The organism is Cellulomonas edaphi, from assembly GCF_030362815.1.
Classification (GTDB): Bacteria; Actinomycetota; Actinomycetes; order Actinomycetales; family Cellulomonadaceae; genus Cellulomonas; species Cellulomonas edaphi.
The window spans coordinates 385860-406417 of sequence record NZ_JAUCGR010000003.1; the positions used below are offsets into that span (position 1 = coordinate 385860).

A 20558-nucleotide genomic window follows, 5' to 3' on the forward strand; every position below is an offset into this window, starting at 1 on the left:
ATCCCGGCCGCCGGGCGCCCGCGAACTCGCGTCGAGTGCCTACCCGCGTCACCCGCGCACTCGCGTCGCCTGCGCACCCGCTTCGTACGCGACCTGCTTCCTACGCGACCTGCTTCGTACGCGACCTGCTCGGTGGGCAGCGAAGTTCGCGGTGAGCGGGCACAACGCTGCCCAACGAGACGCCGACGCGAGCTGTCGTGGCCCCGGCACGACGAAGCCCCCGACCATCGCGGTCGGGGGCTTCGTCGTGCGCTGGTTCAGCCCGCGGGCGGGAACTCGTCGGGTGCAGCCCCGGCGCGTTCGCGCGCGCGTGTGAGGGCGCCGTTGAGGCGGCCCAGCTGCCGCGTGAGGTCGTCGACCTCGCTCGGCGACCAGTCACCGAGCGCGCTGCGCAGGTACGTGCGACGCGCGGCCTGCGCGCCCTCGAGCCGCGAGCGGCCCTCGTCGGTGAGGCTGAGCAGCTGGCCGCGGAAGTCCTCCGGGTCAGGGCGACGCGCGACGAAGCCGAGCGCCGCGAGCCTGCTCAGCTGCCGCGACATCGTGCCGCGACCCACACCGATGCGTGCGGCGAGGTCGCTCGCCCGGACCACGGGCGTCGACTGGATCAGGGCCAGCAGCTCGTAGGCCGCCGGTTCCAGGTCCGGATGCACGTGGCGCGCCACGGCGGCCGACGCGGAGTGCGCGCGGCGCAGGAAGAGGCCGAGCTCACGCTCGAGCTCCCGGAAGTTCTCGTCGACCACGTGCTCATCTTGGCGGACGCGGATTGCTCCGGAGGACCATCGCCGTGCCCGAGGGGGGTCCCAGCACCCAGGCCGAGCGGGTGGATTCAGCGGGCCCAGGTGGTGCGCTGGCGCGCGACGTTGGCGAGGGCGGCGACGCGGGCGGGCTCGAGCGTCGCGGGCATGGCCCGGAAGACGGCGGGGACGACGTGCCGCGGGACCACGAGCGTGGGCCCGAGCGGATCCTGCCGGCCCGTCACCTCGAGCTCGCCCTGGATCACGACGATGCTGCGCACCGTGATGGCCGCGCAGCCCGCCGCCACCAGGAGCGCATTGGTGCGCTGCGCCTCGAGGCGCGCGTCGCGCAGGAAGGGCACCGACTGCCCGTCCACCTCGATCAGCCGGCCGTCCAGGCGGACGTGCCGGCCGGGCACCTTGTGCTCGGCGACCGTGAAGATGCCGCCCGGGCCGAGCAGCAGGTGCGCGACGAGCGTGCCCTGGCGTCCGAGCGGCACGTCGTGCACCACCTGCCACCCCTCGGCGGCGAGCCGCTCGAGGCGGGCGCGCAGCGGCGAGCCGCGCTCAGCCCGACCCCCGCCGGGGTGCATCGCGTCCCGGTCGTTGCCGAGCCAGGCCTCCAGCGCCGCCTGCTCCGACGGGTTCAGCGTTCCCGCGGTGTCCTGGACGGGCAGCACCAGCTCGGCGACGTCGGCCCGCAGGTACTCCTGCGCGGCCTGCACCAGGCGGTCCTCGAGGCCCGGGTCGTCCACGACGACCTCGCCGGACTGCAGGTCCACCGAACCGACCCGCGCACCGGTCTCCTGCGTCACGAACAGACGGTCGGCGCCGTAGCGCCTCCACCGTCGGACCGTCAGGAGCTGTTCCACGTCCGCATTATCGGCAGCACCCGGCACCGACTTCAGCGCTGTCCGCCAGATGTCCGGTACCTGTCGAAATACGGGCTAGACGTCGATCGGATGGCGGACACCCGATCGGGTCACGCCGTCGGCTCGAACGTCAGGCTCACGGAGTTCATGCAGAACCGGTCGCCCGTGGGCGTCTGCGGGGCGTCGTCGAACACGTGCCCCAGGTGAGAGCCGCACCGCGCGCACCGCACCTCGGTGCGGACCATGCCGTGCGAACGGTCCTCGACGAGCTCGACCGCGTCACCGGCGAGCGGCGTGTAGAAGCTGGGCCACCCGCAGTGCGAGTCGAACTTCGCGTCGGAGCGGAACAGCTCGGCGCTGCACGCCCGACACCGGTAGACGCCGTCGCGCTTCTCGTCGAGCAGCTCGCCCGTCCAGGCGCGCTCGGTCCCGGCCATGCGCAGCACGCTGAACTCCTGCGGGTTCAGCTCGAGCGCCCACTCCTGCTCGGTCTTGGTCACGTCGTACGCCACGTCGGCCTCCTTCGTCCTGCGGGCGGGGCCCGCGGTTGCTTCCGCAGGATGCCGCCGTCGCCGGCCGGCATCCCCCGACCAGCCCAACACCGCGGCCCGCGCGGACGTTCCCGCTCGATCGGTGGGTAATCTCGCCCTCACGCGTGCCGACCGGCACGCCCGAGGTCAAGAGGTTCAGCGTGAGATCGAGCCGGTCGCGACGCCGCTGGTCTCTGACGCGCTACTTCGCGTTCGTCAGCATCCTGGCGATGGCCATCCTCGGCTTCGCGCTCGTGTGGGTCACCTCGACCGTGATGCGGCAGCAGTCGGTCAACGACGGCGTGGCGACCGCGGAGTCGGTGGTGGCCTACGCGGCCGCTCCCCTGTCGGTCGAGACCTTCTCGGGCAGCCAGCTCACCCCCGAGCAGACCGCGGCGGTCAAGCGGGCGACGTCGGGATTCGGCGAGCGCCTGGTGGACCTGCGCCTGTGGAGCACGGTCGGCGTGCTCATGTACAGCCAGGCCGACGCCGAGACGGGGTTCCCCGACCCGTCGCGCAACGGTCGCGTGCTTGCTGATGGCGAGCCCGACGCCGCGGTGATCGTCGACGTCCGCAGCGGCTCGACGCCCGACGCCCCGAGCGAGCAGCGGCAGGTGCTCGACGTGTACGTGCCGGTGTTCCCCGCCGACGCGCGCGCCGAGCCGAGCGACGCCGACAGCGGCGTGGACGCGCAGACCGTGATCGGCACCGCCGAGGTGATGCTCGACCACGCTCCCGCCTCCGCGGCCCTGCGCTCGGCGGTCGGCACCGTGACCCTCGTGGTCACCGGCGGTCTGGTCGCCCTGTGGCTCCTGCTGTTCCGCACGGTGTTCACCACGTCGAAGCGGCTGCAGACCACCGCGCTCGAGAACGCCCGGCTCGCGCTCCTGGACTCCCTGACCGGCCTGCCCAACCGCCGGCTGCTCACCGAACGCATGACCAAGACCGTCGCGGAGGCCCAGCGCGACGGGGCGCGGCTGGGCATGGTGCTGCTGGACATCGACCGGTTCAAGGACATCAACGACTCCCTCGGCCACGACCACGGCGACGAGCTGCTCGAGCAGGTCGCCGACCGCCTGCGCAAGGCGCTGCGCGACGAGGACGTCGTGGCGCGCCTGGGCGGCGACGAGTTCGCGATCCTGCTCACCGACGTCCGGTCCGTCGAGGACGCGGAGCGGCTCGCCCGGCGCGTGCGGGGCCTGTTCACCCCGCCGTTCCAGCTCGGCGAGATGTCCCTGCACGTGGAGACGTCGGTGGGGGTGTCCTGCCTGCCGGACCACGCCGACGACGCCTCCTCCCTCATGCGTACGGCGGACGTCGCGATGTACTCGGCGAAGCACCGGCGCACCGGCGTCGCCACGTACTCCCCCGACGAGGACCACTCCTCGCCCGCGCGGCTGGTGCTGCTCGGCGACCTGCACCGCGCCCTCGACCCCGAGCCGGGAGCACCGCGAGAGCTCGAGCTGCACTACCAGCCCAAGGTCGACCTCGACACGGGCCGCATCCTGGGGCTCGAGGCGCTCATGCGCTGGCAGCACCCCACGCGCGGGATGCTGCTGCCCAGCGTGTTCATCCCGCTGGCCGAGCAGTCCGGCATCATCCACCGCCTCACCCGGTACGCGCTCACGGCCGCGGTCGAGCAGCTCGCGGACTGGCTCGACGAGGGTCGCAGCACGCCGGTGGCCGTGAACCTGTCGGCGCACGACGTGACGTCCGGCCTGGTGGTGGACGTCATCGAGGAGCTCCTGAGCGACCTGGACGTGCCGGCCGACCTGCTCGACGTCGAGATCACCGAGACGGCGCTGGTCGCCGACCCGTCGCGGGTGACGCCCGTGCTGGAGCGCCTCGCCGCGGTGGGGGTGCGCGTCGCGATCGACGACTTCGGCATCGGCAACACGTCGATCGCCCAGCTGCGCGACCTTCCGGTCCACGAGCTCAAGATCGACCGTCTGTTCGTCACGGATCTGGACGACGGCGGCCGCGAGAGCGCGCACGTGGTGGTGCAGGCCATGGTGGACCTCGCCCACTCGTTCGGGCTGCGGGTGGTGGCCGAGGGAGTCGAGGACGAGATCACCGCGGCGACCCTGCGCCGGCTCGGCGTGGACCAGGCGCAGGGCTACCTCTACTCGCGGGCGGTCCCCGCCGCGGACGTCGTCGCACTGGCGATGCTGCCCGACCCCGACCGCTCGTCCACGCGCGCGCCGCGACGCGGCACGAGGGGTGAAGTCGACGGCACTTCCGTCACATCGCTCAAGATGCGCGCCACACTGCCGATGCACGAAGGAGGGGCCGACCGCCCTCACACTGACCGAAGGAGCGACCGCTCGTGATGGACGACCTGCTGCAGGAGATGATCAACCCCGCTCCCGCACAGCACGACCGGCCTCGCCGGCGTCGCCTGTGGACGACGGTCGTCGTGGTCGGCCTGGCCGCGGTCGGCATCAGCACGCTCACCACGTCCGCGCTCTTCTCCGACCAGGAGAAGTCGGGTGCCACCATCACGACCGGCTCCCTGGACCTGGACGCCGCGAGCTCGCTCGACTTCACGATGCCCGTCGACAACATGGTGCCGGGCGCCCAGATCGTCGCTCCCATCACGCTCGACAACGTCGGCAGCCTCGCGTTCGAGTACTCCGTGTCGGTCGACGCCACGCAGGTCGCCACCGACCCCGCCGACGACCCCGACCTCGGGACGGGCGAGACCACCGGCGGCGACCTCCGCACGCAGCTGCGGCTGGACCTGTACAAGGTCGCCAACCCCGGCGCGTGCACGCTCGCGGCCGTGAGCACCGCCACGCCGCTCGGCAGCTCCGGCACCGGGTGGGGCATCACCAGCAAGCGCATCCGCGGCGGCAGCGTGGCGGGCGCGCCGGGCAACCTCGAGCTCGACGCCGCGACGGACGACGTGCTCTGCGCGCGGGTCTCCTTCGACGAGGCTGCGACGAACGAGTACCAGAACACCGCCGCGAAGGTCACGCTGACGTTCGACGCGATGCAGCTCCCGTTCAACCCCGGCCAGCTCGACACCAGCAAGCAGTAGCGGATGCCCCGACCGGACCTCCACCCGGTCGCCGCGACGGTCGAACGGCGGCAGTCGCGGCTCGCTCCCCCCACCCCGGCGCCCCGACGGCGTCGACCGCTGCGGCGGCGGCTGCTCTCGGCCGCGCTCTGGGCGATCGTGGTGGTCGGCGCGGGGGCGTACGCGACCTCGCTGGCCGTCCCGCTCTGGTACCAGGTCCACGACCAGCGGCTGCTCATCGTCACGTCGGGCTCCATGGCGCCGTACTTCGACGCCGGTGACGCGGTCGTGATGCAGAACGTCAGCAACCCGGCGCAGCTCAAGCCGGGCCTCGTCGTCTCGTTCTGGCCGCTGTCCTCGGACGTGCTGGTGACGCACCGGATCGTGTCCCTCGAGAGCATCGCCGGCTCGCAGCAGGTACCGGGCCGCCCTCCGCCGCCCAAGTCGCCGCACATCATCACGAAGGGCGACGCCAACGAGGAGAACGACCCGGACGCCACCCCCATCACGCGGGTGCGCGGCATCGTGCTGACCGTCCATCCCGGGTGGGGATGGGTGCTGCAGTGGGCCGGCTCCCCGGCGGGTCGCGCCACGATGCTGGTCCCGCCGCTGCTGGCACTGGCTACGCTCGAGCTCGTCGCGGTGGCCGAGGGGCGCCGACGCACCGGGTCGACCGCCCGGGCGCACGACGACTCCCAGGGGAGGCACGTGGATGCCGTTCTGCACGGGTGAGACCCAGGAAGGCCGCCGCATGATCGGCGCCGACCGGGCCACCTGGGTGCGGCTGGCGGTCGCCCTCGCGGTCGCCGGTTGCGCGGCCGCCGCGCCGCACGTGGGCTGGACCTCGGCCGAGTTCACGCGCTCGACCCAGACCGGTGCCGTGGTGCGCACCGCGCCGGACTTCGCGCCGGCCGGCGCCACGCCGTCCGCGCCCGAGGTGCCGTCGCTCGAGGCTCCCTCGATCAGGGCACGCTCGAACCCGGCTCTCTCGAGCGCGGACGACTGACCCGTCAGCCCCGCACACCCCGCGCGGCCAGCAGCACGCCCGCCGGGTCGTACGCGCGTGACAGCTCCCGCAGGCGGGCCGCGACCTGCGGCGGGTAGACCCGCTGGGCCCACGCGACACCCGCGGTGTCGGTGAAGTTCGGCAGGCCGCCGGTGCGCGCCCAGGGGGCGAGCGCGTCGGTGATCCGCCGGGCGTCGGCCGCCACCACCTGGGCGATCTCCGGGATCATCAGGCCGAGGACGAAGACCTGGTAGGCGGCCTCGCGGTGCGCGAACGCGCAGTCCGGCCCCGTGCGCAGCCGGCCGCCCAGCTGACGGACCTCGACCATGGCCTGCGCGGTCTGCGCGGCGGGCCCCACCAGCTCGACGAGCACGTCGGCCGTGTCCGGGCCGAAGTCGTCGAGCAGCAGGGACGTCTCGTGCAGCGGCATGGGGTCCTCGGGGTCGGCGTGGACCGCGCCCAGCGCCGCGTACGGCATGACCGCCACCGAGTCGATCAGCGGGGTCGCGACGGCGCGCATGGCGCGGATCATCTCCTCGCCGACCGCGGGGTCACCGGTCCACGTGAACCGCAGCGCGATGGTCGTGCGCCCTCTCAGGGGCTCGGGGAACTCGTCCATGTCGGGCAGCCGCATCACGGCGAGCGACGTGGTGCCCTCGGTCGGCAGCAGGTCGGACCAGACGCTCCAGGTACGCACCACCGCGGTGGCGTCCGCACCGTCGAACCAGATGGACCCGGCGTAGACCTCGGCCTGGTCCGCGAGGTCGATCTCCACCGCGGTGACGACGCCGAGCGAACCCTTCCCGCCCCGCAGGCCCCAGAACAGGTCCGGGTTCTCGGTGGCCGTGGCGCGGCGCAGCACGCCGTCGCCCGTCACGACGTCGAACGCGCGCACGCTGTCGGAGGAGAGCCCGTGCGAGCGGACCATGGGCCCCACGCCGCCGCCGGTGAGGAACCCGACGACGCCCACGTCCGTCGACGAGCCGCACAGGCCGGCGAGGCCGTGCGGTGCGCACGCGGCCAGCACCGCCGCCCACCGCACGCCGGCGCCGACGCGCGCCCAGCGCCCTTCGGGGTGCACGGTCAGCTCGTCTAGCGCGGCCGTGTGGATCAGGATCGCGCCCGCCATCGACTCCGTGGCGCCGTGCCCGGTGCCGGCCACGGCGACCGGCACACCGCACGCGGCGGCGATGCGCAGCACGCGGCTGACGTCGTCGGCGTCGACGACCTCGACGACCACCAGCGGGCGGACGGCCTTGACGACGTTGCTCGTCACCGTCAGCTCGCGGTAGCGAGGCGTGTCCGGCAGGTGCACGCGCGCGACGGCTTGGGTCAGCGCGCGCACGGCGGCATCGGGGGCGGGGCGGAGGTCGGCGGCGGTCGCGGCCGAGAGGTCTGTGCTCATCGTTCGTCCTTCGTGTCCACGGCGCGGGGGTGCCCGGCCGGACGTCTCACGGCGTCGTGTTCGACGCACCGAGCACAAAGGGGCCCGGTGGCCGACGCCTGATACGTCCGGTTCGAACTACGCGCCGGGGAGCGTGAACGTGAACGTCGTGCCCTCGCCCACGCGGCTGGTCACCGTCAGCTCGCCGCCGTGCGCCTCCACCACCGCCTTGGCGATCGACAGCCCCAGGCCAACCCCGGGGATCGCCCGCTGCGTGGCGGAGCTCGCCCGGAAGAAGCGCGTCGCCAGACCGTCCAGCTCGTCGGGCGCGATCCCGATGCCCGTGTCGCTCACGGCCACGCGCGCACCGCCCTCGGGTGCACGCTCGACGCGCACGTCGACCCACCCGCCCCGCGGCGTGAACTTCACGGCGTTCGACACGAGGTTCGCGAGTACTTGCTCGAGCCGCGTGGCGTCGCCCGGCACGTGCACCGGGTCGGGGACGTGCAGGCCGAGCACCACGCCCGCCGCCTCGGCCGCGGGACCGGCCTCTGCGAGCGTCGCCCGTGCGACGTCTCCGAGGTCCACGTCGCGGTGGTCGATGGAGAAGGTCCCGGCGTCGAGCTGCGCCGAGAGCAGCAGGTCGCTGACCAGGCGCAGCTGACGTCGGGCGTTGCGCTCGACGACGAGCAGGAACTCGCGCTGCTCCTCGGTCAACGGGTCGGGGCCGTCCAGGATGAGCTCCAGGTAGCCGAGGACGGAGGACAGCGGGGTCCGCAGCTCGTGGCTGACCAGGGCGACGAACTCGTCCTTGAGCCGGGACGCCTCGCGCTCGGCCGTGACGTCGGTGGCCACGATCACGTAGCCGACGGTCGAGCCGTGCACGTCCGTGCGGCGAGCCGCTGACAGCTGCATGGTCCCGGTCGACCCGTCCCGCCGCCGGAACGTCCAGTCCCGCACCTGCACCCCACCGATGGCCGGTGCCGCGACCGCCGCGAAGAGGTCCTCGTCCTCGGCGCCGGCCGCCGACGGGCCGTCGGCGTCGAAGGCTTCGCGGTAGCGCTCCTCCAGCTCCTCGCGCACCTGCAGCTTGACCAGGTTCATCCGGCCCACGACGTCCGTGCCCGGGTACTGGAAGAGCCGTTCGGCGCCACGGTTGAACAGCTCGATCACGCCCTCGGCGTCGGTCGCGACGATGGCCTGCTCGGTCACGGCGTCCATCACGGAGAGGATCTGCTCGCGCGCCTCGTCGTTGGCGTGCGCCAGCCGCGCCAGCGCCTCGGCGTCGAGCGTGAGCTGGGCGTTGAGCCGCAGCTGGGTGCTCTGCAGCTCGGCCAGGGCCGCGTTGCGGGCACGCAGCCGCGCCGTCGCCTCGTGCACGATGATCGTGATGGTCCCGGCGACGACCATGACGAAGAGCGACCTGCCCATCGCGGCTCCCGTCACCGGCGCCTGCGGGTCCAGCAGGACGGGCACGACGACGATGACGCCCACGCTGAGCACGCCGAGCAGGGCGCCCAGGCGACTCGGGCGACCCGCGAGCAGCACGATCGGGATGAACACCATCGAGCCGAACATCGACAGGTTGCCGCCGGTGCCCATCCGCAGGAGCGCGATCGCGAGCAGCTGCATGAGCGGGAGGATCATCTGCGCAGACTCGTGGGCGCGGTGCCACGGGACCGCCCACGCGCTGACCAGCACCGCGACCGCCACCCCCGCGGCCAGCACCACCCGGCCACGATCGGTGACGACACCGGGGACGAACAGGATCACGACCATCGCGACGCCGAAGACCAGGAAGAACGGCAGCTGGCGTTCGAAGACGCCCGCGTCCGGGCCTATGTACCGGCCGAGCGCGCGGAGCCACCGCGAACCGCGCGAGCGCAGGTCCTCGTCGCTCTCGACGAGGACGGGAGCGGGCGCCTGGGTCACGCCACCGTCCCGCGCAGGACGAGCACCGCGGCGCTCGCTGCCAAGGAGATGAGGCCGATGCCGATGAGGGCGCGCTCCGTCCGGGCGTTCGCGCGGATCTCGTCGCGCATCGCCTCCGGCGAGCAGGGGTCGCGGTCGTCGACGCCCCGCCGCCGATCCGCCCTGCGGCCCGAGCCGCCTGCGACGTTCGTCCCGCTACCCGCGGCGTTCATCCCACCACCCGCGGCGTTCATCCCGCCACCCGCGGCGTTCATCCCACCACCCATGGTGCTCATCCCACCACCCGCCCTGTCTTCACCGTCTTGTCCCACTGCGCGCTCGCGCCCCGCCACTGCTTCACGTACGCGTCGATCGTGATCGCGCACAGCATCGGACCGAAGCCGAGCACGTAGAGCAGCACGCGGGAGGGCCAGCGTCCCGCCGGGAGCCGCTCGACGGCACGGATCACCCAGGCGCCGAGCATCGCGATCAGCGACCACGAGTAGAAGATGAGGGTCATCACCTCGATGCTCAGGCTCGAGACCTCGATCCCCAGCAGGTCCGGGACGCGCTCCTCCCAGAGGCCCGGGACCCACGCCGCGAGCATCACCACGAGCGAGCCGATGCCGGGGAACAGCAGGCCCTGGAGCCAGGACCGTCGCGCGGTCTCGCGGTCGAGCAGCAGCGTGCACACGGTGATGAACACGTAGGTGATGACGGCGACCCACCAGAACGCCTCGAAGGTGTGCCTCGCCACCTCGCGGTCGACGAAGTACAGAAGCACCAGGCCGAGGGCGGCCGCGGTCATCGCCACCGGCAGCAGGTAGATGGAGAACCAGATCGCCCCGAACGTCAGGCCCGACAGCCGGTGGCCGGCACCTCGTGCCGAGAACGGGCGGCGGAACCACACGTCGGAGAACCGGCGGGTGATCTGCACGTTCCCGCGTGCCCAGCGCAGGCGCTGCTTCCACAGCGCGTCCACGGAGTCCGGCTCCTCGGCGAGCACCACAGCGGCGGGCTCGAACACCACCCGACGCTCGTCGAGCTGGGTGAGGAACGTCGTGAAGGTGTCCTCGGCCAGCGTGGACGTGTCGATGCGCCCGCCCACCGCCTCGAGGTTCGCCCTCGAGTGCAGCTGCGCTCCCCCGGCCAGGCAGGCCATGGCGCCCAGGACGTTCTGCGCCCGTCGCGCGGCGGCCTGGGCCGTGACGTACTCGTACCCGATGAAGCGGGAGACGGTCCCGGGCTTGCCCGAGCCCTCGCGGATGAAGGCGGTCACGGCACCCACCTCGGGGTCGGCGAGGTGGCGGGTCATCCGGCGCAGCGAGTCGGGACGGTAGATGACGTCGGCGTCCATGATGAGCAGCGCCTGCATCCAGTCGTCGGCCAGCGCCTGCTCGATCCCGTGGTTGAGGGTGTGCGCCTTGCCCTGCCCGCCCTGCGCCCGGCGCAGGTGGACGATCCGACCCGGGTACTGCTCGGCCTTCCCGAGCACCACCTCGGGGGTGTCGTCGGTGCTCGCGTCGTCCACCACGTACACCCGCAACCGGTCCGGCGGGTACTGCAGCCGCATGAGTCGCTCGAGCGACGCACCCAGCACCGCGCCCTCGTTCCACGCCGGCACCACCACGACCACGCGAGGGAGGTAGGGGCCGGCCTTGCCGAGGTGGTTGCGGACCGCGTGCACCGGGACCAGGACGTACTGCACCAGGCCGGCAAGCACGGGGATGATGCCCGCCGCCACGGCCATGATGAGCACGACGACCAGGACGTCGTGCCAGGTCATCGCTTCACCGTGGCGAGCCAGGGGTAGCGGCCCACGTCGGAGGCGACATGGGCGTCCGATGCCGCGACGAGCGCGACCCCGGCCGCGGCCCACCGGTCCCGCACGCGCGGGCCGGGGCACTGCCACTTCTCGTTGACCTCGACCAGCGTCCCCGTCTCGACAGCGACCGCGGCGAGCTCGTCGAGCAGGTCGTCGCTGATGTCGTCCTCCGTGAGGCCGATCTTCGGCAGGAGCGAGAAGGGGTGCGCGAGCTGCGCGCGGCCCACCGCACGCATGGCGCGCACGGTCGCCGTCACGAGCATCTCGAGCGCGTCGGCGGGGGCGAGCCCGGCGGCGATCCGCTCGCTCGTCGCGCGCGGAGACCAGGGCCCGTCGGTGCCCGGGAACTGGTGGTCTGCCAGGAGCACGCGGTCCACGCCGTGCGGTCCGCCGACCGCGGCAAGCACCTCGGGTGGCGCGTCGACCGCCCCCGACGCGTCGAGGATCTTGGCCTCGACCCCCGTCAGGACGGCGAGCCCCTCGCGCCTGCCCAGGCCCCGCACCACGGACAGGAAGTCGGGCACGTACGTGGTGGTCGTGCGCACGTGGTCGACCATGCGCACGGTGGTCAGGCCCGCGCGGACGGCCGCAGCGAGGTTGTCGACGGGCGGGCTCACCGCGTCGTCGGAGAACGTCGAGTGCACGTGGTGGTCGCCGTCGAGCGAGGGGATGCCCATGGCGCGCCTACCGGGGGTCGGGGGCGGGCAGGACCTGGTCGACCGGGAGGAACACGTCCTCCAGGTAGCGCACGTTCGCGATCTCGACGAAGTCCATGGTGGTGGGCACCTTGCGGGAGAGCACCGCGTCCAGCGTGATCGACGGCATGTCCACGCCGGCCGCGATGGTCAACGGCATCGCCCCCGGGAACCGCGGGTTCACCTCGAGCAGCGCGGGGACGCCGTCCTTGTCGCGCTTGAGCTGCACGTTCGCCACCGTCGTCAGGCCGATCGCCTTCGCGACGGCCGTCGCGGTCTCGATGAGCCCCGCGTCGTGCACGGTCACCCCCGCCACGGCGACGCCGGAGTCCACCCGCAGTCGCGCACGAGGCACCGCGGCGATGATCCGCCCGTCCAGCCCGGCCAGCACGTCCACCGAGTACTCGTCGCCGGGCAGCAGCTCCTGCACCAGCAGGTCCTCCTCCGCGTGCACGGCGTCGAGCTCGACCTGCGAGCTCACCACCCGGACTCCGCGCGAGCCCGCGCCCCGGCGCGGCTTGACGATGACCGGGAACTGCCACCCCGAGACGGCCTGCGGCGTGCCCACCAGCTCGGTGCGCGGCACCCGGCATGTCCGCTCGCACGCGCGGGCCAGGGCGAGCTTGTCCAGGCACGTCTCGAGCGTGCGCAACGAGGGCGACGCGAGCAGCGTGCCCGCCGCGTGCATCCGGTCCCGCTCCGCCGCGAGCCGGGGGAGCTCCACGTCGACCGTGGGGAACAGCACGTCGATGCGGTCGTCCCGGCACATCGCCATGACGACGTCGACAAAGTCGTCGGCCAGCCCGGCCGGGACCAGCCGCCGGTGCGCCGCGTCCACCAGGTACAGCCCGCTCGCCCAGCGGTCCATGTCCGCCGCGACGACCTCGACGTCACCCCGGCGCAGCAGCGAGCGGATGACCGCCACGCCGGCCGGGCCGCCGGCACCGGTCACGAGCACTCTCATCGGTGTCCTCCGTGCTGGTCGTCGGCGCGCTCCGGGGCCGCGGCGCGGACGCCCGCACCACCCGAGCGCGTGATCATCGCGGCCGCGCGCACCATCTCGAGCGGCTCGACCGAGCCGCCCGTGCCGAACCTGCCCCAGTAGCGCGCGGTGCTGCGCACCAGGTCGGGGTCCATGTAGTCGCGGTGCTGCTGCGACGCGAACGCCGCGAGCATCTCGAGCTTCGTCTCGACGAAGCCGTCGATCGGCACGAAGCGGGTGGGTCGGTAGTCGATGGTCGCCGACGGGCTCTGGAACGAGCCGACGTACGGGATGGTGCGCGCGGCGACCTGGACGGCCTCGTGCACGGCACGGTGGTCCTGGTGCCGGTCGTGGCTCGAGTGCGTGTAGACGACCGTGGGGCTCACCGCCGCGATCGTCTCCTCGATGGCCGTGATCACGCCCGCGCTCGGGTCGAGCCGGGTGTCGGGGAAGTCGTGGAGGAAGAGGCGCGCGCCGATCACCGTCGCCGCGGCGAGCGCCTCGTGCCGGCGCACGTCCGCCTCACCGCCGACCGCGCCCCCCGACAGCGTGAGGATCACCACGGTGTCGCCCGAGGCCCGGTGGGCGGCCAGCGCCCCGCCGATGCCGATCTCGACGTCGTCGGGGTGCGCGCCCACGGCCAGCACGACCTCGCCCTCGGAGGCCGCCGCCCGCTGCCGGCGGCCCTGCATGCCGAGCGTGGACACGCGGTCGACGAGGGTCGCCGCGGGCACGGGCTTGACCAGGAACTCGTCCGCGTCGCGGCGCAGCGCCTCGACGGCGTAGTCGACGCTGGCGAAGGCCGTCGTGACCACCACGGGGACGCCCGGCGCGCGCGAGCGCAGCTCGACCAGCAGGTCGAGGCCCGACATGCCGGACATCTGGATGTCGGTGACGACCGCGTCGAACGACTCGCGGTCGACGGCTTCGAGCGCGGACATCGCCTCGTGGACCACGGTCACGCTCATCCCGCCACGCACCAGCACCGTCCGCACGAACTGCGCCGTGTCGACGTCGTCTTCGACCACCAGCACGTTCAGCTGCTCGTCCACCACGTACCCACCGCCTCTCCGGCCCCCACGCTAACGGGAGGAACCGTGCATCGCGCGCCTCGGGGCGGCGGAAGGCCTGGTCGCGCGCGTGCGCGGCACCGGCGGAATACCTGGGCCCCCCGTGCGGTTGAGCGGGTCAGTACATGCAAACGCATGAACTTTGAGACAGGACCTGTGAGGCGCGAGATGCAGTTCGGGATCTTCACCGTCGGCGACGTCACCACCGACCCGACCACCGGGCGCACGCCCGACGACACCGAGCGTGTGCGCAACATGCTGACCATCGCCCGGCACGCCGACGAGGCCGGCCTGGACGTCTTCGCCACGGGCGAGCACCACAACCCGCCGTTCGTGCCGTCGTCCCCGACCACGATGCTCGGCTACCTCGCTGGCGTGACGAAGAACATCACGCTGTCCACGTCGACGACTCTCATCACGACCAACGACCCGGTGCGGCTGGCCGAGGAGTACGCGATGCTCCAGGTCATCACGGACGGGCGCATGGACCTCATGATGGGGCGCGGCAACACGGGTCCGGTCTACCCCTGGTTCGGGCAGGACATCCGCCAGGGCATCCCGCTCGCGATCGAGAACTACGCGCTCCTGCGCCGGCTGTGGACCGAGGACGTCGTCGACTGGTCCGGCAAGTTCCGCACACCGCTGCAGGGCTTCACCTCCACGCCGCGCCCGCTCGACGGCGTCCCGCCGTTCGTCTGGCACGGCTCGATCCGGTCTCCCGAGATCGCCGAGCAGGCGGCCTACTACGGCGACGGCTTCTTCCACAACGCGATCTTCTGGCCCATGGAGCACACCGCGCAGATGGTGAACTTCTACCGTCAGCGGTTCGAGCACTACGGGCACGGGCAGGCCGACCAGGCGATCGTCGGGCTCGGCGGCCAGGTGTTCATGAACAAGGACTCCCAGCGCGCGGTCACGGAGTTCCGCCCGTACTTCGACAACGCCCCCGTCTACGGCCACGGCCCCTCGCTCGAGGACTTCTCCCGCGACACCCCGCTGACCGTGGGCTCGCCGCAGCAGGTCATCGACCGCTACGGCGCCTTCCGCGAGGAGGTGGGCGACTACCAGCGCCAGCTGTTCCTCATGGACCACGCGGGCCTGCCGCTCAAGACGGTGCTCGAGCAGATCGACCTGCTGGCCGGGGAGGTCGTGCCCGTGCTGCGTCGCGAGGCCGAGGCCGCGCGCCCCGCGCACGTGCCCGCCAACCCGCCCACGCACGCCGAGCGCGTCGCCAAGGCCCGTGCCGCCGGCGAGGTGCACGAGCAGTCGGTCGCCGCCGCCGACCACTGGACCGGCCGCACCGCCGAGGACGACGTGGAAGCAGCGGACGCCGTCTCGCGTTGAGACACTTCGGATCACCAGCTCTGTGAAGGAAGAAGGAACGATGAGCGAGCGCTCGATCGTCGTCATCTCGGCCGGCCTGTCCCAGCCGTCGTCCACGAGGCTTCTCGCGGACCGGCTCGCGGACGCCACGGTCGCCGAGCTGGCAGCCCGTGGCATCACCGCGCGGGTGCAGAACGTGGAGCTGCGGGACCTCGCGCACGAGGTGGTCAACACCATGCTGACCGGCTTCGCGACCGGTGAGCTCGCCGCGGCCCTCGAGGCCGTCAAGGGCGCCGACGGGGTCATCGTGGTGACGCCCATCTTCTCGGCGTCGTACGCGGGACTGTTCAAGTCGTTCGTCGACATCCTCGAGGCCGACGCGCTGGCCGGTGTGCCGGTGCTCCTCGGCGCGACGGGCGGCTCCGCACGTCACTCGCTGGCCATCGACTACGCGCTGCGCCCGCTGTTCGGCTACCTGCGCGCCGACGTCCAGCCCACCTCGGTGTTCGCCGCGACCGACGACTGGGCGACGGCCGGCGGCGACGACAGCCACCCGCTGCCGTCCCGCATCCGCCGCGCGGGCCGCGAGCTCGCCGAGACGGTCGCCGATCGCGAGCCGGCGGCTCCCGCGGGCCTGTACGACGCCGTCCCGAGCTTCTCGGACCTCCTCGGCCCCGCCTGACGCCGGCCCGACCGGCGCTCCCCGCCCGGTCGGCCTGTCGCCAGCCAGCGCCACCCCGCCCCGTTCGCCGCCCAGGCGAGCGGGGCGCCGCGCTGTCCCAGCCGGGCCCGCCCCGTCCGCCAGCCACGCCATCATTTCGCCGATTCGGCATCACCCTGAAGGTTGTGATCGGCGTGCCGATGCCGAATCGGCGAACTGATCGCCGACCGACGCTTGGCGAGCGCGGCGCGGCGGCGCGCTCGTCGGTGTGGGTCGCTACTTTGGCGTCGGCTCGCTACTTCACGGTGGCGACTCGGCGCCAAAGTCACGACCCGTCCGCGGGCGGGATGGCTCGGCGCCGCGCGGGCGGCCAGCGTCGCCCACTCGGGCTGGCGGCGAGCGGCGCGCACTCGGACGGGCGGCCAGCGCCCCGCGCACTCGGACGGGCGGCCAGCGCCCCGCGGGCGCGTGCGGGCGGCCAGCGCCCCGCGGACGCGGGCGGGCGCGGCGTCGCGCGGGCGGCGGTGGGCGCCTAGCGTCGGGGGATGACCGCGCCGCACTGGGTGACCCGCGTGAACCTGCGGTTCACCAACAAGCTCATGGTCCTGCTGTCCGACGACGTCCCCCCGCTCGCGACGCTGCACCACGTCGGCCGGCGGTCGGGGCGTCGGTACCGCACGCCCCTGATGGCCTTCCCCACGGAGCGCGGGTTCGTCTTCGCGCTCACCTACGGCCCTGACGTGCAGTGGCTGCACAACCTGGAGTCCGGGCCGGGGCGACTGGTCCAGCGCCGGCGCGTCTACGCCCTGAGCGACCCGCGCACGCTCACCGCCGAGGATGGCCGCGCCCTGGTCCCGTCCTGGACCGCGCGCGTCCTGCGACTCCTGCGCTGCGACGACTTCGTCGAGCTCGCGGCTGTCCGCGTCTGACGGTCGACGCGGCCCCTGACCTGCGGGCCGGCAGTCGCGGGCAACCGTCCCGGCTGAGAGAGCGGTCTCTGAGCGGTTTCCTGCGCCTTGACAGGGGGATTGTCCGGGTTCAAGGTAATCCCTCAGAGAGCGCTCCCTCGCGCTTCTCTCGCCACATCCACCCTGTCAATGACGACCTTTGGGGGAAGCATGGCTCCCGCTCCACGTCCTGGCCCCGGCGCGTCCGCACGCCGGAGCCGTCCCGCCACCCGCCTCGCGGTGGCCGCCCTCGCGGCGCTCGCCGTCACGATCTCGCTCGCCGCCGTGCGGGCCGACGAGGCGCACGCCCTCAGCCCCGGCCAGGTGGTGCTCTCGCAGGGGAAGCCGACGACGGCGTCCTCGTCGGAGTCCGCCGCGACGCCCGCGAGCGCCGCCACCGACGGCGACGTCAGCACGCGCTGGTCCAGCTCCTTCGCCGACAACCAGTGGCTCCAGGTGGACCTCGGCGCCGCGAAGCCGATCGTCGGCTTCGACCTCACCTGGGAGGCGGCCTACGCCTCGACGTACACGATCCAGACGTCGAACGACGCCTCGACCTGGACGACGGTGGTCAACGGCACCGCGAGCTCGGCGGCCAAGCAGTCGCTGAGCGCCAGCGCCAACGCGCGCTACGTCCGCCTTACCGGCACCAAGCGGGCCACCGCGTACGGCGTCTCGCTGTTCGAGTTCCAGGTGCTCGGCACCTCGGACGCGTCGGCGAGCACGCTGCTGTCGAAGGGCCGGCCGACGACCGCCTCGTCGGCGGAGTCCGCGGCGACGCCCGCCAGCTCCGCGACCGACGGCGACCTGGGCACCCGATGGTCCAGCGCGTTCTCGGTGCCGCAGTGGATCCAGGTGGACCTCGGCTCGTCGCGCGCTCTCACGCGCGTGGACCTGACGTGGGAGGCGGCGTACGCCACGGCCTTCACCATCCAGTCGTCGCAGGACGGCACCACCTGGACCACCCAGTCGACGCAGACCGCCGCGACCGGTGGCAAGCAGTCCATCCCGCTGGGCGGCACCGGCCGCTACGTGCGGCTCAACGCCACGGCCAAGAGCACGGGCTACGGGATCTCGCTGTGGGAGCTCGAGGTGTTCGGCACAGGCGACGGCAGCACGTCGACACCGACTCCGACCCCGACGCCCACGCCGACCCAGCCCGGCGGCGCCGTGCTGCTGTCCTACAAGAAGCCCGGCACCGCGTCGTCGAGCCAGGACGACGGCACCTGCTACCAGTGCACGGCCGACAAGGCGCTCGACGCCGACCCGGCATCGCGGTGGGCCAGCGCCAACCCGGCGGGCTGGACGGACGCCGGCTGGCTGCAGGTGGACCTCGGCGCGACCGCGCACGTCACGCAGGTGGTGCTGCAGTGGGACCCCGCGTACGCCACGGGCTACCAGGTGCAGGTCTCGCCCGACGGCAACGCCTGGACGACCATCTACACGACCACCACAGGCAAGGGCCTCAAGGAGACGCTGAACGTCACCGGTGACGGGCGCTACGTGCGGCTCAACTTCACCAAGCGCTCGGGCCCGTACGGGTACTCGCTGTACGCGTTCGACGTGTACGGCACGGGCGGCAACCCGGTGCAGCCGCCCACGAGCAACCTCCCGGCGCCCAACTTCACGCGCCTGGCGTGGAGCGACGAGTTCAACGGGGCGGCGGGCTCGGGTCCGGACACGTCCAAGTGGACGATCGACGCAGGCACGGGGCAGAACGGCGAGCAGCAGTACTACACGCCCAGCGGCAACCTCAACCTGGACGGCCAGGGGAACCTCGTGATCGAGGCGCGCAAGCAGACCGCGGGCGGGCGCGACTACACGTCGGGTCGCATGAACACGAGCAACAAGTTCATGTTCACCTACGGCCGGGTCGAGGCGCGGATCAAGGTGCCGACGGGCCAGGGGTACTGGCCGGCGTTCTGGATGATGGGCGCCGACTTCCTCACGGGCCGGCCGTGGCCGTACAACGGCGAGGTCGACATCATGGAGGTGCTCGGCAAGGACACCACCACGTCGTACTCCACGCTGCACGCCCCGGCGTACAACGGTGCGGGCGGCTACGGCGGCTCCTACAAGCTGCCGGACGGGGCACCGCTGTCGAACGACTTCCACACCTGGGCCGCCGAGTGGGACGCCAACGGCATCCGCTACTTCCTCGACAACCGCCTGGTGTTCACGGCCGACAAGGCCACGGTGGAGTCGACCCGAGGACCGTGGATCTACGACCACGACTTCTACGTGATCCTCAACCTCGCCGTGGGCGGTGACTGGCCCGGTCCCGTGGACGCGACCACGCCGTTCCCGGCGAAGATGCTGGTCGACTACGTGCGCGTCTACCGCTGACGCGCACAGGGCGGCGGGGCCGGCATCCCGGCCCCGCCGCTCGCTGCAGCATCCCGCGCGGAGCCCGACGGCGGTGCCGCGCAGTGCTATAAGGGGACGCATGACCAGCACGCGCGGCCGGACGCCCAGCGCGTCCACCATCGAGGAGGTCGCGGCTCGGGCCGGCGTCTCCCGGTCGACCGTGTCGCGGGTGCTGAACGGCGTCGCGACCGTCGATCCGAAGATGCGGCGCGCGGTCGACGAGGCCGTCCGGGCCACCGGCTATGTCCCCAACCTCGCCGCGCGATCGCTGGTCACCCGCCGCACCAACTCCGTCGCCCTCGTGATCGCCGAGCCCGCCTCGGGGTCGGCCGGAGCGGAGTTCCTGCAGCGGATCTTCTCCGACCCCTACTTCGGGCGCGTGACGGCGGGCGCCCAGCAGGTGCTGCGGGCCACGGGCGTGCACCTCGTCGTCCTGCCGGCGGACCGCGAGGCGCACGACTTCGTGCTCACCTACCTGCGCCAGGGCCACGTGGACGGCGTCCTGTTCCTGTCCGGCGGCGACGAGCACGGCCTGCCCCGAGCGCTGCACGAGATGCGCGTGCCCGTGGTGCTGTCCCATCAACCCACCGCCTCCCTGCCGGTGAGCTGGGTGGACGCCGACCAGGCCATCGGCGGTCGGCTGGCGGCCGAGCACCTGGGCGCGCTCGGCCGACGACGCGCGGTGGTGCTCGCGGGCCCGCCCGGAGTGGCAGCGGCGCGCGACCGGCTCTCGGGCTTCCGGGCCGCGGCCGAGGAGCGCGGCATCGAGGTGGCGGTCGAGCACGGCGACTTCAGCGCGCGCTCCGGCACCGCCGGCGCGCGGCTGATCCTGGCCGAGCACCACGACGCCGACGCCGTGTTCGCCGCCAACGACCTCATGGCGGAGGCCGTGGTGCGCGTGCTGCAGGACGCGGGGCGCCGGGTGCCCGACGACGTCGCCGTCATCGGGTTCGACGACAGCGCCCCCGCCCGCGAGGCCAGCCCCGCGCTGACCACGGTGCGGCAGCCGGTCGAAGACATGGCCGGCGAGATGGCTCGCCTCCTGCTGGACCGGATCGTCGCGCCCGACCAGCCTCCGCGGGGAGTGATGTTCACGCCGACGCTCGTCGTGCGCGAGACCGCCTGACGGGACAGGACGCGCGAGGAGGGCCCGACGACCTCGTCGTCGGGCCCTCCTCGATAGGACGCCCGTGCCCGGCTCGCACCAGCGCCGGGCACGGGCGTCGATCAGT

General features: G+C 72.9%; 19 protein-coding genes. 9 read left to right on the top strand and 10 right to left on the bottom strand.

Annotation, left to right across the window (positions count from 1 at the left end):
- Positions 1-257: 257 nt before the first annotated feature.
- The 3 genes from QRT05_RS13275 to msrB all read right to left on the bottom strand — a co-directional run bounded on the left by QRT05_RS13275 (position 258) and on the right by msrB (position 2118).
- Positions 258-740, bottom strand: a complete 483-nt coding sequence (locus tag QRT05_RS13275; protein ID WP_289447738.1) for a MarR family winged helix-turn-helix transcriptional regulator — start codon at positions 738-740, stop codon at positions 258-260.
- 86 nt (positions 741-826) lie between these two features.
- On the bottom strand, positions 827-1606 hold the full coding sequence (locus QRT05_RS13280) for an NERD domain-containing protein (protein WP_289447739.1): 780 nt from the start codon (positions 1604-1606) through the stop codon (positions 827-829).
- Between the two features lie 110 nt (positions 1607-1716).
- Positions 1717-2118 carry a peptide-methionine (R)-S-oxide reductase MsrB gene (gene msrB, locus QRT05_RS13285; protein WP_289447740.1) on the bottom strand — a complete coding sequence of 134 codons (402 nt, stop codon included), beginning with the start codon at positions 2116-2118 and terminating at the stop codon, positions 1717-1719.
- 179 nt (positions 2119-2297) lie between these two features.
- On the opposite strand from msrB, the gene QRT05_RS13290 reads away from it, so the two are divergent.
- From QRT05_RS13290 to QRT05_RS13305, 4 genes are read left to right on the top strand one after another with little or no spacing between them, the layout of a single operon-like run.
- Positions 2298-4466 carry a putative bifunctional diguanylate cyclase/phosphodiesterase gene (locus QRT05_RS13290; protein ID WP_289447741.1) on the top strand — a complete coding sequence of 723 codons (2169 nt, stop codon included), beginning with the start codon at positions 2298-2300 and terminating at the stop codon, positions 4464-4466.
- Complete coding sequence (locus QRT05_RS13295; RefSeq protein ID WP_289447868.1) at positions 4466-5176, top strand: TasA family protein; 711 nt, start codon at positions 4466-4468, stop codon at positions 5174-5176. Before QRT05_RS13290 ends, QRT05_RS13295 begins: the two co-directional genes overlap by 1 nt.
- A 3-nt stretch (positions 5177-5179) precedes the next feature.
- The gene (locus tag QRT05_RS13300) at positions 5180-5887 is read left to right on the top strand and encodes a signal peptidase I (RefSeq protein WP_289447742.1); all 708 of its coding nucleotides are present in this window, start codon (positions 5180-5182) and stop codon (positions 5885-5887) included.
- Between the two features lie 19 nt (positions 5888-5906).
- Positions 5907-6161, top strand: coding sequence for a hypothetical protein (locus QRT05_RS13305; protein WP_289447743.1), 255 nt, complete (start codon positions 5907-5909; stop codon positions 6159-6161).
- Between the two features lie 4 nt (positions 6162-6165).
- Here QRT05_RS13305 and QRT05_RS13310 read toward each other — a convergent pair whose 3' ends face one another.
- The 7 genes from QRT05_RS13310 to QRT05_RS13340 form a co-directional block, all read right to left on the bottom strand.
- The gene (locus tag QRT05_RS13310) at positions 6166-7566 is read right to left on the bottom strand and encodes an FAD-binding oxidoreductase (protein ID WP_289447744.1); all 1401 of its coding nucleotides are present in this window, start codon (positions 7564-7566) and stop codon (positions 6166-6168) included.
- A 117-nt stretch (positions 7567-7683) separates the two neighbouring features.
- A complete protein-coding gene (locus tag QRT05_RS13315) occupies positions 7684-9477 on the bottom strand; it encodes a sensor histidine kinase (protein WP_289447745.1) in 1794 nt (597 codons plus the stop codon).
- A complete protein-coding gene (locus tag QRT05_RS13320; protein WP_289447746.1) occupies positions 9474-9752 on the bottom strand; it encodes a hypothetical protein in 279 nt (92 codons plus the stop codon). Before QRT05_RS13320 ends, QRT05_RS13315 begins: the two co-directional genes overlap by 4 nt.
- Positions 9749-11242, bottom strand: a complete 1494-nt coding sequence (locus QRT05_RS13325; protein WP_289447747.1) for a glycosyltransferase — start codon at positions 11240-11242, stop codon at positions 9749-9751. Before QRT05_RS13325 ends, QRT05_RS13320 begins: the two co-directional genes overlap by 4 nt.
- Positions 11239-11958: a PHP domain-containing protein gene (locus QRT05_RS13330; RefSeq protein WP_289447750.1), complete on the bottom strand. Its 720-nt coding sequence runs from the start codon at positions 11956-11958 to the stop codon at positions 11239-11241. Before QRT05_RS13330 ends, QRT05_RS13325 begins: the two co-directional genes overlap by 4 nt.
- A gap of 7 nt (positions 11959-11965) precedes the next feature.
- Positions 11966-12940, bottom strand: a complete 975-nt coding sequence (locus QRT05_RS13335; protein WP_289447751.1) for an ATP-grasp domain-containing protein — start codon at positions 12938-12940, stop codon at positions 11966-11968.
- Positions 12937-14013, bottom strand: coding sequence for a response regulator (locus QRT05_RS13340; RefSeq protein ID WP_289447753.1), 1077 nt, complete (start codon positions 14011-14013; stop codon positions 12937-12939). The genes QRT05_RS13335 and QRT05_RS13340 overlap by 4 nt, the downstream gene beginning before the upstream one ends.
- Before the next feature lie 183 nt (positions 14014-14196).
- On the opposite strand from QRT05_RS13340, the gene QRT05_RS13345 reads away from it, so the two are divergent.
- The 5 genes from QRT05_RS13345 (at position 14197) to QRT05_RS13365 (ending at position 20452) form a co-directional block, all read left to right on the top strand.
- Positions 14197-15372: an LLM class flavin-dependent oxidoreductase gene (locus tag QRT05_RS13345; protein WP_289447869.1), complete on the top strand. Its 1176-nt coding sequence runs from the start codon at positions 14197-14199 to the stop codon at positions 15370-15372.
- 40 nt (positions 15373-15412) lie between these two features.
- Positions 15413-16033 carry an FMN reductase gene (locus QRT05_RS13350; protein ID WP_289447754.1) on the top strand — a complete coding sequence of 207 codons (621 nt, stop codon included), beginning with the start codon at positions 15413-15415 and terminating at the stop codon, positions 16031-16033.
- Between the two features lie 524 nt (positions 16034-16557).
- Positions 16558-16941 carry a nitroreductase family deazaflavin-dependent oxidoreductase gene (locus QRT05_RS13355; protein ID WP_289447756.1) on the top strand — a complete coding sequence of 128 codons (384 nt, stop codon included), beginning with the start codon at positions 16558-16560 and terminating at the stop codon, positions 16939-16941.
- Between the two features lie 258 nt (positions 16942-17199).
- Positions 17200-19305 carry a discoidin domain-containing protein gene (locus QRT05_RS13360; RefSeq protein WP_289447758.1) on the top strand — a complete coding sequence of 702 codons (2106 nt, stop codon included), beginning with the start codon at positions 17200-17202 and terminating at the stop codon, positions 19303-19305.
- Positions 19306-19405: 100 nt separating this feature from the next.
- On the top strand, positions 19406-20452 hold the full coding sequence (locus QRT05_RS13365; protein WP_289447760.1) for a LacI family DNA-binding transcriptional regulator: 1047 nt from the start codon (positions 19406-19408) through the stop codon (positions 20450-20452).
- Positions 20453-20558 lie beyond the last annotated feature (106 nt).

Coding starts and splice junctions, on each gene's coding strand:
- QRT05_RS13295 (WP_289447868.1), top strand. CDS start 4,466: ATGGACGACCTGCTGCAGGAGATGATCAACCCCGCTCCCGCACAGCAC.
- QRT05_RS13300 (WP_289447742.1), top strand. CDS start 5,180: ATGCCCCGACCGGACCTCCACCCGGTCGCCGCGACGGTCGAACGGCGG.
- QRT05_RS13305 (WP_289447743.1), top strand. CDS start 5,907: ATGATCGGCGCCGACCGGGCCACCTGGGTGCGGCTGGCGGTCGCCCTC.
- QRT05_RS13310 (WP_289447744.1), bottom strand. CDS start 7,566: ATGAGCACAGACCTCTCGGCCGCGACCGCCGCCGACCTCCGCCCCGCC.
- QRT05_RS13320 (WP_289447746.1), bottom strand. CDS start 9,752: ATGAGCACCATGGGTGGTGGGATGAACGCCGCGGGTGGCGGGATGAAC.
- QRT05_RS13325 (WP_289447747.1), bottom strand. CDS start 11,242: ATGACCTGGCACGACGTCCTGGTCGTCGTGCTCATCATGGCCGTGGCG.
- QRT05_RS13330 (WP_289447750.1), bottom strand. CDS start 11,958: ATGGGCATCCCCTCGCTCGACGGCGACCACCACGTGCACTCGACGTTC.
- QRT05_RS13335 (WP_289447751.1), bottom strand. CDS start 12,940: ATGAGAGTGCTCGTGACCGGTGCCGGCGGCCCGGCCGGCGTGGCGGTC.
- QRT05_RS13345 (WP_289447869.1), top strand. CDS start 14,197: ATGCAGTTCGGGATCTTCACCGTCGGCGACGTCACCACCGACCCGACC.
- QRT05_RS13350 (WP_289447754.1), top strand. CDS start 15,413: ATGAGCGAGCGCTCGATCGTCGTCATCTCGGCCGGCCTGTCCCAGCCG.
- QRT05_RS13355 (WP_289447756.1), top strand. CDS start 16,558: ATGACCGCGCCGCACTGGGTGACCCGCGTGAACCTGCGGTTCACCAAC.
- QRT05_RS13365 (WP_289447760.1), top strand. CDS start 19,406: ATGACCAGCACGCGCGGCCGGACGCCCAGCGCGTCCACCATCGAGGAG.